Raw genomic sequence first — 16,635 nt, forward strand, 5'->3', positions numbered from 1 at the left:
GGCAGTACTACAGTACTTCTTGCGAAGTACTGAGGCGAGGCTTACTGATGAGGAAGCAATTCCACTATCTTTTCCAAAAAGATCTGATCAGTCTCATCGAAACTATCCGGTTGATCACTGTCTATATCAAGGACAGCGATTACCTTATCCTCCCATATCACGGGAACTACGATCTCAGAGCGTGACGCCGAGCTACAAGCGATATGTCCCGGGAAAGCGTCTACGTCCGGTACGATGATCGTACGGGTCTCCTTCCAGGCCGTGCCGCAGACCCCTTTTCCGTATTTGATTCGTGTACAGGCGATAGGGCCTTGAAAAGGCGCTAATACCAACTGATTGTCTATGACCCGGTAGAAACCTACCCAAAAGAAACCGAAAGTCTGCTTGAGTGCCGCGGCGATGTTCGCCATGTTAGCGATTAGGTCGGTCTCGTTACCTACCAATGAGGCGATTTGCGGGAGCAACGTCTCATACATTTCCTGTTTATCACCGTTTTTAATCCGTAGTTCCTCTGCCATATTTAAACTATTATAAGGTCGCGAATATAAAGAATAAATCGAAATATCCGTATCTTTGCGGCATGACAAAACAAAATTCTCCATTGGTATTAGGGACCGAGCCTATCGGTAAATTACTTACGCAATATGCGATTCCTGCGATTATCGCAATGACAGCTTCTTCTTTATATAATATGGCCGATAGCATTTTTATTGGCCATGGAGTGGGGGCGTTAGCGATTTCCGGCCTAGCCTTGACCTTTCCGTTGATGAACTTGGCGGCCGCCTTCGGTTCGTTGGTGGGAGTCGGCGCCTCTACGTTGGTTGCCGTGAAGCTGGGGCAGAAAGATTATGAGGGGGCGAATAAGGTGTTGGGGAATGTGTTGATCTTAAATGTGGTTCTGGGTGTCGCTTTCACGATCGCTTTCCTGTTCTTGCTTGATCCCGTGCTGTACTTTTTCGGCGCTAGTGAGAACACGATCTCATATGCCCGTGATTATATGCGGATTATTCTGTATGGCAATGTGGTTACGCATATGTATCTGGGATTAAATGCGGTCTTGCGTTCCTCGGGTTTTCCGAGGATGGCGATGTATGCTACGTTGGCGTCGGTTGTTATAAATTGCGCCTTGAATCCGTTGTTTATCTTTGGGTTTGGATGGGGTATAAAAGGGTCGGCTTGGGCGACGGTGATCTCGCAGGTGATCTCGCTTACCGGGCAGTTGATTCATTTCTCGGGACCGAAACAACTCCTTCATTTCAAGAAAGGTATTTATAGGCTGCGCTCGGAGATCGTGAAAGGTATCTTGTCGATCGGTTTATCTCCGTTCTTGATGAACCTTTGTTCCTGCTTGATCGTGATCCTTATCAACCGGGGATTGAAAGAGCATGGGGGAGATATGGCGATTGGCGCTTATGGTATCGTGAACCGTATCGCTTTTCTTTTCGTGATGATTATCATGGGATTTAATCAGGGTATGCAACCGATAGCCGGTTATAATTATGGTGCCCGGCTCTATTCCCGGGTGACGGACGTGACCCGCCTGACGATGCGCTGGGCGGTAGGAGTGGCTACGCTGGGGTTCTTGCTTTGCCAGTTGGTGCCGTCGTGGATCGTCCGTATGTTTACGAGTGACGGGGAGTTGATCAGTGCCGCCTCTTATGGCCTGCACATCGTCTTCGCCGTATTCCCGATCGTGGGCTTCCAGATGGTGGCGACTAATTTCTTCCTTTCCATCGGCATGTCTAAGAAAGCGATCTTTCTCTCCTTGACCCGGCAGATGCTTTTCTTGATACCCTGTTTAATCATCCTCCCCCCGTTATTCGGAACTCTCGGTGTCTGGATCAGTATGCCTATCGCCGATACGGTGGCGGCGATCGTGACGGCGATCGTGCTTGTGAAACAATTTAAACAATTCAAATATGGAACATAACGTGATATTACCTGCGGAATGGTATCCGCAAAGTGCCGTGCAGCTTACGTGGCCGCATGAGAATACGGATTGGGCCCCGATATTGGACGAGGTGATTCCTTGCTTCGTGGCTATCGCCAAGGAAGTGATCAAGCGAGAGAAGTTATTGATTGTCTGTCCGGACGAGACCGCCGTACGTGAACAATTGGGTGAGGTTGATTACGACCGTATCATTTTCCGTGAGATGGATACAAACGATACGTGGGCACGGGATCACGGGGGGATCTCCGTCTTCGATGAGGGAACGCCCATGCTTTATGATTTCGTGTTCAATGGCTGGGGAATGAAGTTCGCCGCCAATCATGATAATTTGATTACCCGTAATCTTTGTCATATGAAGACCTTCTCCGGTGAGGTGGTGCCCGCTAATATGCAACCTTTCGTGCTGGAAGGCGGTAGTATCGAATCGGATGGGAAAGGTACGTTGATGACTACCGTTGAGTGTCTGGCATCCGTAAACCGTAATGAGTATTTGCAACAGGAGGAATTGGAACGTTATTTGAAAGACGTATTTGGCTTGGATCGTATCCTTTGGATTACCAGCGGTTATTTAGCCGGAGACGATACGGATAGCCACGTGGATACGCTCGCCCGTTTCTGTAGCGAGGATACGATCGCTTATGTCCGTTGCGAGGATGAGGAAGATGAGCATTATGAGGAATTGAAGGCGATGGAGGAGGAGATCAAGGAGTTTACTAGGGCGAATGGTGAGCCTTATCGTCTGATTCCACTTCCGATGGCCGATAAGGTGGAATGGGAAGGGGAGCGCTTGCCCGCTACCTACGCTAATTTCCTGATCATGAATGGGGCCGTATTGGTTCCGTTCTATGACTCACCGAAAGATGAGATCGCTAAAGCTGCTTTGCGGGAAGCGTTCCCGGACCGTGAGATCGTGGGTATCAATTGCCTTCCGCTTATCAAGCAACACGGTTCCCTGCATTGCGTAACGATGCAGTATCCGGAAGGTTTTATCGAATAACAACTACAACCAATTAAATATGAAAGTAGGATTAATACAACAAAAGAATACCGCTGACAGAGCGGCGAATATAGAGAAGCTAAAGGTAAATATCCGTAAGGCTGCCCGGGAGGGAGCGGAATTGGTCGTCTTGCAAGAACTGCATAACGGCCTGTATTTCTGCCAGACGGAAGATACGAGTATGTTTGACTTGGCAGAGACGATCCCCGGCCCATCGACGGAAACCTTCGGTGCCTTGGCGAAAGAATTGGGTATCGTCTTGGTACTTTCCCTTTTCGAGAAGCGTGCCCCGGGCCTGTACCATAACACGGCCGTCGTCTTGGAGAAAGACGGTACGATCGCCGGAAAATACCGCAAGATGCATATCCCGGATGACCCCGCTTATTACGAGAAGTTCTATTTTACCCCCGGTGATTTAGGCTTTGAGCCTATCGATACCTCTGTGGGGCGTCTTGGTGTGTTGGTTTGCTGGGATCAATGGTATCCGGAAGCAGCCCGTTTGATGGCTATGCGTGGCGCCGAGATGTTGATCTATCCGACCGCTATCGGCTGGGAAAGTAGCGATACGCAGGAAGAGAAGGACCGTCAGCTGGGTGCGTGGGTGACCATACAGCGGGGACATGCCGTGGCGAACGGACTCCCGGTCATTTCCGTAAATCGTACCGGGCATGAGCCGGACCCTTCGGGACAAACGGGCGGTATCCGGTTTTGGGGAAACAGTTTCGCGGCCGGTCCCCAAGGTGAGCTATTAACCGTATTCCCGAATGACGAGGAGGAGGTACGTGTGATAGAGATCGACAAGACTCGCGGTGAGAACGTGCGTCGTTGGTGGCCTTTCTTCCGGGATCGCCGTATCGATGCGTTTGGTGGTTTGACAGAACGATTTTTAGTATAATGACCGAATACACGCAAGAAGAGGCCATCTTCCGCATGAACGAAATGGGGAAAGCGGGACGGCCTTTCCTTTTTATCATTGATTATAAACGAGAGCGGATCTACGTGGAGAGTCCGGAAGAGATCGCTCCCTCCGAGTTATTGTACGATTTGAACGGCTTTACGAATATAAATCACGAATGTAACTTGCGGGATTCCTCTCATCTTATATCCGGAGAACCTGTTGAATGGCAACCCTCGTATGTTTCTTTCGAGGAGTATGTCCATTCATTCGAGACCGTTTCCCGGCATATCCATGCGGGTAATTCTTATTTGGTAAACTTGACATGCGCTACTCCGGTATATACGAACCTCTCCTTGAAAGATATCTTTTACCATTCCAAGGCGATGTATAAGCTTTGGATGCGGGATCGTTTCGTGGTATTCTCGCCCGAGATATTCGTGCGGACGCGGGATGGTCTCATCTATTCGTATCCCATGAAAGGTACGATTGACGCTACGCTGCCCGATGCCCGGAGACGTATCCTCGATGATCCCAAGGAAGCGGCGGAGCATGCCACGATCGTGGATTTGATCCGGAATGACTTGAGTATCCTAGCCTCCGAGGTTTGTGTTCCCCGGTATCGTTATATCGATGAATTGCGTACGCATAACGGAAGTTTGTTGCAGGTCAGCTCTGAGATAAGAGGCCGGTTGCCGGAGGGATGGAACGGCCATGTCGGGGAGATTTTGTTCAGCCTCTTGCCTGCCGGCTCCATCACGGGCGCTCCCAAGAAAAAGACCTTGGAGATCATCGCCGAGGCGGAAACCTATGAGCGGGGCTTCTATACGGGGGTGATGGGGTATTTTGACGGCCAATATTTAGACAGCGCCGTGATGATCCGTTTTATGGAACAAGTCTCTCCCCGTTCGTTTGTTTTCAAGAGCGGTGGGGGAATCACCTCTAAAAGTGATGTGAGATCGGAGTATAACGAGATGAAACAAAAAGTATATGTGCCCATCTATTGAGACCTTATCAGGGAGTCCGTTTGTGGAGACGATCCGTATCGAGAGGGGACGGATACATAACCTTCCGTACCATAATGCCCGTATGAACCGTACCCGCAGGGAGCTATTCGGAGCGAGAGAAGAAATTGATCTCGCGGGTTATATTCATCCGGGGCCTCATCAAGAACGTACCAAATGCCGGGTGGAATATACCCGCGAGGTCTTACAGGTAGAATACGTTCCTTACCGTATGCGTCCGGTTCATTCCTTGCGATTGGTTACATGCGATGAGATCGATTATTCCTATAAGAGTACGGATCGCCAATGCTTAAATGATTTATTCGCCCAACGAGGGGGGCATGACGATATCCTGATCATCCGTGACGGTTTGCTGACCGATACTTCCATTTGCAATGTCGCCCTTTGGAATGGCACCTCTTGGATCACTCCCGCACGCCCTTTGTTATGTGGTACGATGCGTGCTTACTTATTGGATAAAGGCTTGGTACAGGCCGAGGATATCCCGGTAGAGGATCTGCCTAAGTATACCCGGATCCGTCTGTTTAACGCCTTGATCGGGTTCGGCGAAATCGATGAGATCACACGTATATACGTATGACACTACGCGAGTATCGGCGTGGCCCTGTGCCTATATAGGTAAGGGGTTACGCCGATATCCGTGTGGCCTCTTACCTATATAGGCATGAATCAAGGTGTTTCCTAGAACAATATATCCACCTCCATATTGCTGATCCATTCTACCGGACGGCCGGCCACCTTATTGCAAGTGACGGCGAATTTCAAGGGGAGGATAATTCCCAACGGGATGCGTAACCATCCCGGCATATTGAAATTATGGACACCGATCAGGGAACCTAGCTGGATACCGACCGAGGGAGCTACCAAGAAACGGGTCTCGTCATTACGGCGGTCTATACCCATCTCGAAATAACTATACAGGCCGAGGAAACGTTTCGGGGAAACGAATATATCCATGTTATAATTGGCGCCCGCCTTCACGTTCCAGTTCTTGATCGTGTAGGAGGAGGAAGGGGCGTGCATATAATAACCGGAGATCGTAGGGGATACCCAATGAGCGATGTCGCCCGGCTCCATGATCATGCCTTTCCCTTTCCCGAACTTATGCCAATTGATCATGCTGACGTTCAAGCGACCGCCATACGTCATGACACCATCCCGGTTGCTATGGATCGGCGTGCCGATCAGGAACATGAAGGAGTTGGCTACCCTCGACCGGATAAAGTTGCGGGTAAAAGGCTCTTGTACGATCAGCTGTAGCTCATCCTTGCGGTCGGCGACGGAAGCTTCCAAGGGGACGTCATCCAAATTCGTCCCGAAGGGGATCGGGAAATCCTTGATTACCGGGAAACGATCGTAGACGAACTGAGGTAGGTCGTCTCGTTCGGAAGGGATCTCGTTCAAGATATTCTCGTCTGATCCTTCCAAGGCATTCTGGTAGGCTTTCCAGACTTCTACGATAGACTCGCAGGTGGCGGTCACGACTTGGTAGAATACCTTCGTCTCCCGCTCGTAGCTATCGCCTTTCTCCAAGGAATAAGGATGTTTCTCCGTTACCCGGATATGCCGGTAATCATCGGCCTCGTTGTACTCCATCATGTTTTGGTTCAGACGTTTATCGCCGTAAGCACTCCATGTCTCGCCTTTTAGGTTAGCGGTCTGTACGGGGATGGTATTGTAGAAATCGTGCAGGCTCTTATTGTTGGATACGGAGGAGGCGGAGAAGCCCCTACGTACCATTTGGTGTCCGGAGGCGAAGGAGTCTTGTAGGAAATGCTCGGCGAAAGCCTCGTACATCGTGGCGTAGAACATAAGGTTGCTCGCCGTTTGCGTATCTCCTTTACACATCTCTTTGCCTGCCTCTTGTGCTAGATAGATGGCGAAGATGTGGATGCAGAAATACTTGCTCATGGAGGGCAACTGATTTAATTTATCGAAGACCTTGTTTACTTCCGAGGGGCGTTGAAGGCGGCGGATCAGCTCGGGGCCGATCATCTTCAGATGCTCGTTCAATCCCTTGCCATAGGCGTAGAAGTGGGAGAGGTCCTTGATCGCTAGGATACCGTAAGCCAGATTGATGTCGAGCAACTCCTTGCTGTTGGCTCCGGTGAGGAACTCGTTCATGGCTTGTGTCTCCAAAGCCAGCGTACGGTTCGTCTTGGAGAAATGGGTCTGCAGGCCTGTCTCCAAGAGCATGGGATTTTCCACATGGTCGCCGGCCAATCCGCAAAGCGTACCGTAGGTCACGATATTCGGCAACTGCGTCAGCTCATTCATGGCGTAGGCGTTCGAGCCGGGCATATGCGACATGTTGAGGATCTGCAGCAAGGCGCTATCAGCGACGGCCTCGTTGGGGAAGATCCCATTTTCCACCAGATAACGTGGGAGAAGGCTCATGGCACGGTCGCCGATCTTACGGTGCTCGGCGAAATCCCATGCGAAGGCCGAACTTGTTATTGCGCTGATACCCATAAGTAGGCATCCGCGGTGAAGAAGTTGTTTAATAGTGTTTCTCTTGTTCATATCTATACTTGTTTATAATTATCTGAATAACTCAAGCGCGAACTTCAACCCGACGCTTTGATACTTGAACTCCTCGAAGCCTAGGAGAAACGCTATATGAAAAAGGTCGCTACCGATACCATACCCGAGCTCGCTGTAATTCGGCAATACGGGAGTCCATAGCTGGCTGAGGTAGAAACGTTCGGACACGAGGTATTTATGCGCCTTGGGATTGGGCTTGAGGAATCGCAATAGAATGAATGGGCTCTCGTACATGAGGTGCCCTTGAATATATTTGTCGGAGGCATTGTACCAATCCCCACCCAGATTATGAAAGATCCCGCCAAACCGGTCGCCCCAAGGCTCGGGGAAATAACGTTTGGCGAAATAGCTGAAATCGGCGAAGTACATGTTATGCTGGTTAAAAAAGAGTCCACCGCTCAGGTTGTAACTCAGTCGTTCGGATAAGCCCAGCCGTACGGTCTGGTTCATGCCGGCCTCCATCCGCCAGTAATTTCCCGTACAGCCGAGCAGGTCCGGTATGCTTCGTGCCAGCTCAATCCGGAAGGTCGGGTAATGGGAATGCAGGTACTCTTTCCGGTAGCCGTCCATCCAGTAATATTGCCGGGGCGTGTAGGTAAGGCCGATAACCGGGGTGAACTCATTATGATCCTTAATATCCAATCCGGTATCCTTGTTCTTTTTCACGGGCGTACGATGGTGGTATGCGAGTCCGGCCGAGAGCCGGAAGCCGTTCATCAGTTCTATCTGGTTCATCAGCTTGGCATAGTAGTGCTGGAAATACTTCAAGTTGAGATCGTCGAAACGGATTGGGGTATCTTTTAGGATCTCGTTGATCTGGTGGATCACTTCGGAGGAATAGCTTTGGTTGTCATTGGCTATCGTGAGGTTGAGGATGCCTTGACGCTCGGGGCGATACTCCCAGTCGGTTGTTAGCCGTAGGCGTAGCTCTTTCTCCTTGAATAGGAAACCGATCTCGGGGTGGAAGCGTAGCTGACGGTCATGCTCGAATGTCTTACTGATACGTGCTTCTTGCTTATAGGTGATCCCGTTGCTTCCGAAAGATAGCTGGAACGGGTTGAGAAGGCCGGAATACTTCACGCGAGTACTCTTGTAATCCTTGTTGACCGTGCTGGTGAGCCGCTCGCCGAGTTGGAGGTAGCGGGTGAGAACGCTGCTGTCCGCTTCCGTCCTCACCGCGTTCGTTCCGGTGGTGTACAAGGCTTTCTCGTCGGTAGTGAGCGGCTTGTCCCTCCGGCTGTTCCAATAAGCGCTGTCTTGGGTAAAGGAGAGTGTGTCGGAGGTGATCGTATAGTATTGGGTTTGATCAAGCGAGTATAATTTCCTGCTCTCATGGTCTTCCTCTACCCAAGAGATCGATTTATAGCGGAAAGCGGCGTGGATGTCGCTCTCTATCCGGTTGCCTAGGGCATGGTAGCAGACTTGCAGGTCAGCCTCTTCCGGGAGGATGAAATGCTTCTCGTCACGGTTGAAACGTATGCTTAGGTTGAACTCGGAGAAAGAGGAGTGCCCTTGTATCTCGATACGGTCGATGGTCCAGAGTTCGTCGGTTACGTACAGGTTTCCGGATAGTAGTTTCTGGCTCCATTGGCGAGGGGTGAAACGGATGTTATACACAGGGATGCCGGAGATCGTGTCCGTGCCTTCCTGCCGAAACGTGTAATATTTGAAAGCATCGGGCGAGAGTGGCATGATCATTCCCTTATTGTAGATCGTGGGGGAGTAGACGTTCAAGTTGACGAACGAGGCTATCTCCTTGTAATGCCTTCCGGCGGCGAGATGGCTGCTGTTGATGGCTACAATCTCGTTGCGATAATGGTTGGGAGCGTCGTAGCGGGTGAGGCCACTCATCTCGAAGAAGGCATCGCGGGGATGACGCTCTATCGGGAAGACCAGATAGGCGTATTGTAGCAGCTTGTTCTTCCGGGGAACGTGCGTACGGCCTTTCACGTAGGTCTCCGCTTCATAGCTCTCGAGGACGTGCTCGTAGATGGGGGCTTGATGGATTACCTGCCGCATGATGGAGTCGGCTCGTGTGACGGGTGTCTTCTCTTGTGCCCGCAGGTCTGAATGGACTAGCGGGCACAGAAGAAGTATGGATAGTAGAATAAGGTGTCCCGTCTCGATCCTCATCCTGTCAATGTATGGCGAAGGTTGGGCATACTAATGCGCAAAGATGGCAGCCGACACATTTTTGCTCGTCTATCACCGGTTTGCGCATAGAGGTGAAACGGATAGCTTGATGTCCACCGTCGTTACAGGAAACGAAACAGCGTCCGCAGCCGAGGCATAGGCTGTTATCTACTGTCGGGCGGTGTATCTGCGTACGTTCCAGTTTCTCGGGGGGTACGATGTTCGGTAAAGCGATACCTATGAGGTCGGATAGGGTTTTATATCCGTTCTCTTGCATGAACAGTCGTAACCCTTCGCATAGATCGTCGATGATCCGGAAGCCGTATTGCATCACGGCGGTACATATCTGTAGGTTCGTGCAGCCTAGTAGCAGGAAATCGAGGGCATCCCGCCAAGTCTCTATACCGCCTATCCCGCTGATAGGCATCTTGCCGGCAGAAGGATCGCTCGCCAGCTCATGTATGAACCGGAGAGCGATAGGGCGCACGGCTTTCCCCGAATAGCCGGACACGCTGCTCAGTCCGCAGACAACGGGCCGGGCCGTAAGTGCTTTCTCATCGATACGGGTGATACATTTGATGGTGTTGATGGCGGCTATCCCGGTGGCTCCTCCTTCGTGGGCGGCGAGCGCCACGGGTGTCATCTGCCCGATATTCGGTGTCATCTTCGCTAGTATCGGCAGATGGGTACCCCGGCGTGTGGCGGCGGTGAACCGGCGTACCAGTTCCGGGCTTTGTCCTACGTCGCTGCCCATCCCTTCTTGCGTCATTTGTGGGCAAGAGAAGTTGCACTCAATGATATCGGCCCCAGCCTGCGTGGAATATTGGGCAAGCCGTGTCCACTCATCGTCTGTCCGTCCCATAATGGAGGAGATGATTAATTTGTCAGGATAGCGTTGCTTGAGGCGATAGAGAGTATCGAAATTCTCTTCGACAGAGGCTTCCGACAATTGTTCCATGTTCTTGAATCCGATGAAAGGCACGCCATCCACCTCCATTTGGTCGAAGCGGGGGGATACCTCATGGCTCGGATAGAATGATATCGTCTTGAAGCAGATACCGGCCCAACCGGCTTCGAGGGCCCGGACGCACATCTCGTAATTATGGGCTACGGGCGAGGAGGCCAGTATAAAGGGGTTGGCGCAGCGGATGCCGCAAAAGTCGATCGCCAAGTCCGGAGACGAAGTGAGGGGAGAACTATCCGTCGGGTTTGGCATATCTTGCAATTGCCGTACGATTTGAGTGATGGATATCGCCCGGTCGGTTCGTCCGCGGAGGCAGGCCTTCTCGCAAGGATACCCGTCGCAATCCCTGCAGGCTTCCATCTGGTAGGCCCGGAGGATAGCTCCCGCTAGGTTGTCCATTTTACAGGCCCGCAGCAAGCGGCCCGGATCTAGTCCGGGCTTGCATGCCTTTGTGCAGACAGGGGCATCGCACAGATAACAGCGATTCGATTCTTCCGTTAGGAGGCGTTTTCTCTGGAGGAGGTTTGTCTTCATGGCTTCTAACTGTATTATCTCACTACTTTCTGTACTTTCCGGTAACGTTCGGTCACGACCTCCACGGTGTACAGGTGTCCGGGCAGGCTGAAGATTGCTTTTCCGGATACCGCTTGCTGGTGACCAGCCAACGTGCCGTTCATGCTGTAGACGTTGACGGTGGCTCCCGGCAGGCAATCTACCGTAAGCATGCCGTCGAGGAAGCGGATAGACAGGGGCTCGTCGGTCGTTACCTCCTCATTGCCAGTGGCGCTCACGTCACCTCGTACATAGGTGATGTTGTTGATGTCCCACGCCAATACGAAGGGTTTGTCGCTGTTTACCATGAAGGGAAAGGTATCGGTGCCGAAGCTAATCTTCCGTTCGAGTAGCTTGGGGTAGTACTGGTCACGGAGCGTGTTCGACTTCTCGGCAGTGAGCAGATAGAGGGTGGATGAGAAGGACTCGGCTGTCTCTTCCGGCCTGACGTGCTTGTCCGTGCGTCGTATCTTCGAATAGGATGCGCTGATACCCTGCGAGGTTGTCGCTGTGGTCTGGTCTGTCCATTCCCAAGAACTTTGGTTCTCCAGTTGGAAGAAGGGGAATTTCAAATCCATAAGGCTGATGGCACCTTTGGTCTGACTGTCGGAGATTGTGCCGCTGGTTTCCAGCGTCATGTCGATCCGTTCGGAGTTGAGGCTGAAGTTGACGGACTTGCTGACATTTGGCTCGCTGGCGGTCATGGTGAGGATCTCACGGGCCTCCCAGTCTCCAAGTTTGCTTGGATTGTCTATGCGGAAAGGCTCTAGGTCGAGAGGCACTTCTACTTGTTTGATACTCTGCCGTGTCATGTAAGTATAGCTGAATATGGGCATTCGTACACTCTGTCTCCGGGTGGGGGAGAGGTATTCTAGGTCGCAACGGGTCAGAATGGGTACAGAGTAGAGGGCGATGGCCCGGTAGTCTGCTGTGTCGTTTGCTTCGAAGGTAACGGTGATGGACTCGGACTGGCTTGTTACTTCCTCGTGTTGTTTCTGGAAGGAGTATCCGCCGCCGAATGCTGCCGTGAGTTTATCCGTATGCGGTCCGAAGGAGCATTTGAGGTCGCTTTTATAGAGTCGGCTCACGGAGTTGCTGGTGCCCGATCCCATGGTGAAGGCAAGGCTTGAGGCTACGCCGAGGTCGCCGAACCACTCGTTATTATCCACTACCGTTGGAGGTGGTCCTTCGATGATGCCGACGAGGCGCACGAGATTGCGTAACTCGCTGTTGCCGAATAAGGCCTTCTCGTCGTTGAAAGAACTGCGTCTCTCCACGATCTCGTTAGATCGGATGGAGGCGACGTAGGAGTGCTTGAACCAGTGGTATGGTTGCTGGTTACCCCGTAGTAGATAGATATATTGCTTGTAGTAGAGTCCTCCGCCGGGAGCTGTCTCAGTGGTAGGATCTGCTGCGGTGGCTACGGCCGTGTAGCCGTAGGGCAGGTCGGTGTAGATGGGTGCGTCGGCGGCGAAGCTGTTGCTGCCGGGGTAGAATTTCTTTAGGAAGTGTTCACCCGTCCCTTTGCCATCATAGGAACAGTAGCTGAAGATTAGGGGATTTGAGGAAGCTTTGTAGCCATCAGTATTGTCGGCCGCATAGCCTTCGATGTCGGCTTGGATGAGCTTGAGTGAGAAGGTCTTCGAGCGGCCTATGTCGTGATGTGCGTATTCTTCCCAGTTGGAGGGCCATGTGTTATCCTTGCCATATTCGCCGCTGTAGCTGAATGCCTCGAAGGTACCGCTCTTGAGTCGGCCTACGATGAGTTTCTCCACGTTCTTTTTCTCGGTGTCGTCGTAGCCGTACCACGAGGTGGCGTCCCAGTGGTCGTCGGGATCGTATTCCATTGATATGCCTGTTGAGCCTTTTAGCTCGATATTATCGTGTCCGGCGTTGCGCACGGTGCCGCACCAGTCCCAGCCGCTGTTCAGTTCGGGGTCGCCGTATTGGTAGACTTGCAGTTTCTTGTTGGTGCGGCGGTGTAGGATGACGCAGATCTTGTCACGGTAGATGGTGGCGGCGAAGTTGGCGTAAGTTTTCCCGTCATCGAGCATACGAGTTTTCTTGTATTCTCCCTTTTTCATATCCACCTCGCCGATCCATATCTGGCCATTGGTATTATTCTTCCAGAGCACATAGAAGCGATTACGGTATACGATGAGTTCGGCATCTTGGTATACGCCGAACTCATTGAGACGGATCTCTTTTTTATTGGTTTCACCAATGGTAGATTGCTTCATTGTCTGGGTCTCGCCGTTCACCTCGAAAGCCGTGAGGCATACGGCTGAAGGTCCGTTATTATTTATGTAGACCCCGTAGAGCTTCCCTTGGTAGTATTGTGCGTCGGTGAAGCAGTAATAGGCACCTCCGTCTGATTCGTAATTGTGGAATTCTTTCACCTTATACAGTTCGGGATGTTGGCTGATCTGTGCCTTGACGGTGGTGGTAGAGGCGGTGATAAGCAAAAATACGGCGATCAGCCGTATCGCTTGTGCTTTGAGTGTCGTTCTCATGTATATATCTGTTTAAGAGGTTTAGAAACTGATATTGAATTGTAACTGTACGGACTGCCTCTTGCCGAAGCTCCCGTTTACTCCGAGCGAGATGTTGTCAGCGAGGAAATAGTTCACCCCGGCCAAAGCGTACAGCTTGTGACGGGCGTGGAAAGTCTCGTCGATACGAACGGTATAGTCCTTGCCGGCATATGTCTTGGTGAACTCGTACCGGTCTTTCATCGTGTAGTCCTTGTAGAGGATGCCGGCATAGGGCACGAAATTCCCCAGTGCGTATCCGGCCACCACGGGCACGGTCCACTCTAGGTAACGGCGGTTGAGGCTGAGGTCTCGCAAGGGGATGGTCTTGCCTTGGTAATACACCTCGGTGGTCATGTTATCGCTGTTGGCATAGCGCACGCCGGGTTGGGTAGACATGAAAAAGCGGTCGGTGAAGGCATGGCCGTAACCTAGCCCTCCGCTGTAGATGGGTACCATGTTCTTGCTGAAGATGGTACTGCTTAGGTCGTCATCATCTCGGAAAGTCTCCTCGTGGGTGAAGTTGGTGGTACCGATGCCTGCCCACAGGCTGAGATTGTCCCATACACGATAGGAGAGGCGCAGGGAAATACTGTTCATGATGAGTCGGTGACTTACCGAGTGATTGTCCTCGTCGATTTGTTCGGATGTCCAATTCTCCGGGTTTCCCATCTGCCCATCTTCATCCACGCCAAATGACGTGGTGGAGAGCCAAGGGGTACTGGTATCGTGACTTCCGTTGATCTGTAAGTTGAAACGTTTTTCCCCCGTAGGATATTTGTCTAAGGGGATCAATATATCCGCCTTGGCTTGATAGACAGTAAAAACGGATAAGAGTAGGAGTGTAAAATGTCTCATATCGCTATTTATTTAGTTGAATCATTTACGTTGTTATAATATAGGTTGGCGAAGTACTCGATGGGAGTGTTGCCCGTCACCTCCTTGAATTGGCGGTAGAAAGAGGTACGGGAGGTAAACCCAGCCGTCTTGTATAACTCCTGCGGCTCTTGTGTGAGGCACTTGGAAAATTCCCGTATGAGGTACTCTACCCGATAGATAGCCAGCCAGCGACTGAAGTTCATACCCGTCTGATTGTTCAAGGTAGAGGATAGCCGGGTACGGTTCGTGCAAGCGAGGTTGGCCAACTGGCACAAATTGAACTGTGGATCGAGATAAGGCTTCTTATCCTCCATGATTTGTAAGATGCGGGCATATAGCCTGCGTTCGATTAGGGATGGCTTTTGCTTTTCTTCCATATTGGTACTGTCTTAAGTAACCCGCATAAAGGGGACTTGCGAGGTCAAATATAGACAGTCCCATTTGGTATACCAAAGGAAGGGAAAAGATGCGAACGTATTGAAACTTGATCCGAACGATCTGGTACACCAAGGGCCGTAAAGACCTTGCACCAAAGGTAAGGCCGGTACTTTAACAGGTTATTTGCCGGTCTCTTTCCGTACGTTTTTGTATTGGTTAGGCGTAAGCCCGGTAACTTGCCGGAATTGCCGGAAGAAGGAGGTACGAGAGGTGAAGCCTGATTCGGAGGCCAGTGCGGTGATGTCACTGTCAGGGTGTAGGGCGACGAGCGAGAGGAGGTGGTGTACCCTGTATTCAGCCAGCCAACGGCTAAAGTTCATTCCCGTCTGCCTATTGAGGGTGGTGGATAGTTGTGTTCGGTTAGTACCCACTAGACGGGAGAGGGTCACAAGGTCGAGATTAGGATTTAAGAAAGGCTTTTGCTCTTTCATAACTGATAGGATTCGTTGATATAGGAGATTATCAGCTTTTGTTGCGACCTCGGTGTTTGCCTCTGAATGATCTGGTAACTTTATTTGTGGCCGGGAGATTAGCGGAAGTGGATCGTGTATTAGCAACCAAGCTGCATGATGGCTTATCAATAAATCGAATAACTGGCGTAGGCGACGGCGATGATTTCTCCACCAAAGATATCCTCCGGTTAGGATAGCCATGAGTAAAATAATGATTCCGGTTAGGATATACTGGATGAGCCGTGCCTGTTCCGCCTCCATCTTCTGACTTTTTAAGCGGGTGGATAATAGTTCGTTTTGTAGGCTTTCGCTGATCATCTTTCTGCGTATGTTCATTTGCTCTTGGGCATAATGGGATTGTAGGGAGTCAGCCCGGTTTGCCTGTTGGATGGCTTCCGATTGATTTCCGGTCGTATAATAGCATTCGGACAACATACGTGCCACACGCACCTTATATTCCTCGATATTGTCTTTGTTCCTCAAGAGAGGCGTGGCGACATTATTGAATGAGACTCTGTCTAATTCCTCCAATACGGATAGTGCCTCTTTGTTTTTTCCATGTTTCCGGAGAGAGACGGCGTATTCCATGAAGAGTTGATATTGCAGATAGCTGATCGTGTGTATTTGGTGTTTCGCCTGAAAGTGGCGGATATCGGTAATGCATCGTTTGGTCCATTCCTCCGCTTCGGCGGTCTTTCCCGTACGGCTTAATGCTATAGCTTTTACTAAGTGAGGAGAGCTTATCACTTTATATTTCAAGTTCACCAATGCTGAATCCGCATAGATGAGTGCTTGGGGATATAATCCACATTCAAGACAAGCGTTAGCCGCCGTGATATACCAGTTTTGAGGATTTATATATGCATATTTTCGTGCCTCGTTTATCCATCGCTCGCATTCTGCGGGTTGGCGTGTCTGTGCGTGAAGAAATGCCATACGCAGGTGATTCATGAGAAGGTGCTTGTCTTTTATGCGGATGGCGTAAGGTTTCATGCGGTCGAGTAGCATTCTCGCATGAGCCGTGTCCTGTAATCTGCAATAGCGAGTGTATATGATTTGGCGGGTTGCCAGCAAAAGCGAGTCATTCCCTATTTCTTGGGCATGGGTTTCTATCTCTTCGCATAGCTGGTCGTTCAAGCGACCGCTCAACAAAGAATAATCATTCAGTTGCGCTATTTGCTGATCCAATTGCTGCTTGGGTGGAAGAAGAGAGTGGGAGTCGCAGGCGTAAAGGATTGACAGTAGGAATATGTAAAGTATGCTTGTTTTCATGA

Annotated in this window: 13 protein-coding genes; 5 read left to right on the forward strand and 8 right to left on the reverse strand. The window is 50.9% G+C overall.

Annotation, left to right across the window (positions count from 1 at the left end; translation table 11 throughout):
• Window positions 1–41 precede the first annotated feature (41 nt).
• Window positions 42–518, reverse strand: a complete 477-nt coding sequence (locus tag D7V92_RS11535; protein ID WP_057317112.1) for a GAF domain-containing protein — start codon at window positions 516–518, stop codon at window positions 42–44.
• 62 nt (window positions 519–580) lie between these two features.
• On the opposite strand from D7V92_RS11535, the gene D7V92_RS11540 reads away from it, so the two are divergent.
• Genes D7V92_RS11540 through D7V92_RS11560 form a run of 5 tightly spaced genes read left to right on the forward strand, consistent with a single transcriptional unit; the run spans window position 581 to window position 5,448 of the window.
• A complete protein-coding gene (locus D7V92_RS11540) occupies window positions 581–1,930 on the forward strand; it encodes an MATE family efflux transporter (protein ID WP_121772913.1) in 1,350 nt (449 codons plus the stop codon).
• Window positions 1,920–2,948: an agmatine deiminase family protein gene (locus D7V92_RS11545; RefSeq protein WP_121772914.1), complete on the forward strand. Its 1,029-nt coding sequence runs from the start codon at window positions 1,920–1,922 to the stop codon at window positions 2,946–2,948. The genes D7V92_RS11540 and D7V92_RS11545 overlap by 11 nt, the downstream gene beginning before the upstream one ends.
• A 19-nt stretch (window positions 2,949–2,967) precedes the next feature.
• The gene (locus tag D7V92_RS11550) at window positions 2,968–3,843 is read left to right on the forward strand and encodes a carbon-nitrogen hydrolase (RefSeq protein WP_011966339.1); all 876 of its coding nucleotides are present in this window, start codon (window positions 2,968–2,970) and stop codon (window positions 3,841–3,843) included.
• Entirely contained in the window at window positions 3,843–4,850 is a 1,008-nt protein-coding gene (locus tag D7V92_RS11555) for an aminodeoxychorismate synthase component I (protein ID WP_121772915.1), read from the forward strand. The genes D7V92_RS11550 and D7V92_RS11555 overlap by 1 nt, the downstream gene beginning before the upstream one ends.
• Window positions 4,834–5,448 carry an aminotransferase class IV family protein gene (locus tag D7V92_RS11560; RefSeq protein WP_009017484.1) on the forward strand — a complete coding sequence of 205 codons (615 nt, stop codon included), beginning with the start codon at window positions 4,834–4,836 and terminating at the stop codon, window positions 5,446–5,448. The genes D7V92_RS11555 and D7V92_RS11560 overlap by 17 nt, the downstream gene beginning before the upstream one ends.
• A 101-nt stretch (window positions 5,449–5,549) precedes the next feature.
• On the opposite strand, the gene D7V92_RS11565 is transcribed toward D7V92_RS11560, so the two are convergent.
• The 7 genes from D7V92_RS11565 to D7V92_RS11595 form a co-directional block, all read right to left on the reverse strand.
• A complete protein-coding gene (locus tag D7V92_RS11565; protein ID WP_121772916.1) occupies window positions 5,550–7,391 on the reverse strand; it encodes a hypothetical protein in 1,842 nt (613 codons plus the stop codon).
• An 18-nt stretch (window positions 7,392–7,409) separates the two neighbouring features.
• Window positions 7,410–9,545, reverse strand: coding sequence for a DUF5686 family protein (locus D7V92_RS11570; RefSeq protein ID WP_121772917.1), 2,136 nt, complete (start codon window positions 9,543–9,545; stop codon window positions 7,410–7,412).
• Between the two features lie 4 nt (window positions 9,546–9,549).
• Window positions 9,550–11,043: an NAD-dependent dihydropyrimidine dehydrogenase subunit PreA gene (gene preA / locus D7V92_RS11575; protein WP_011966335.1), complete on the reverse strand. Its 1,494-nt coding sequence runs from the start codon at window positions 11,041–11,043 to the stop codon at window positions 9,550–9,552.
• Between the two features lie 14 nt (window positions 11,044–11,057).
• A complete protein-coding gene (locus D7V92_RS11580) occupies window positions 11,058–13,574 on the reverse strand; it encodes a hypothetical protein (protein WP_009017481.1) in 2,517 nt (838 codons plus the stop codon).
• A gap of 21 nt (window positions 13,575–13,595) precedes the next feature.
• A complete protein-coding gene (locus D7V92_RS11585; RefSeq protein ID WP_009017480.1) occupies window positions 13,596–14,450 on the reverse strand; it encodes a hypothetical protein in 855 nt (284 codons plus the stop codon).
• 8 nt (window positions 14,451–14,458) lie between these two features.
• Complete coding sequence (locus D7V92_RS11590; protein WP_005862182.1) at window positions 14,459–14,848, reverse strand: helix-turn-helix domain-containing protein; 390 nt, start codon at window positions 14,846–14,848, stop codon at window positions 14,459–14,461.
• A 180-nt stretch (window positions 14,849–15,028) separates the two neighbouring features.
• Entirely contained in the window at window positions 15,029–16,633 is a 1,605-nt protein-coding gene (locus D7V92_RS11595) for a helix-turn-helix domain-containing protein (RefSeq protein WP_121772918.1), read from the reverse strand.
• Window positions 16,634–16,635: the final 2 nt, after the last annotated feature.

The sequence above is a fragment of the Parabacteroides sp. CH2-D42-20 genome (assembly GCF_003670185.1).
Lineage (GTDB): Bacteria > Bacteroidota > Bacteroidia > Bacteroidales > Tannerellaceae > Parabacteroides > Parabacteroides distasonis.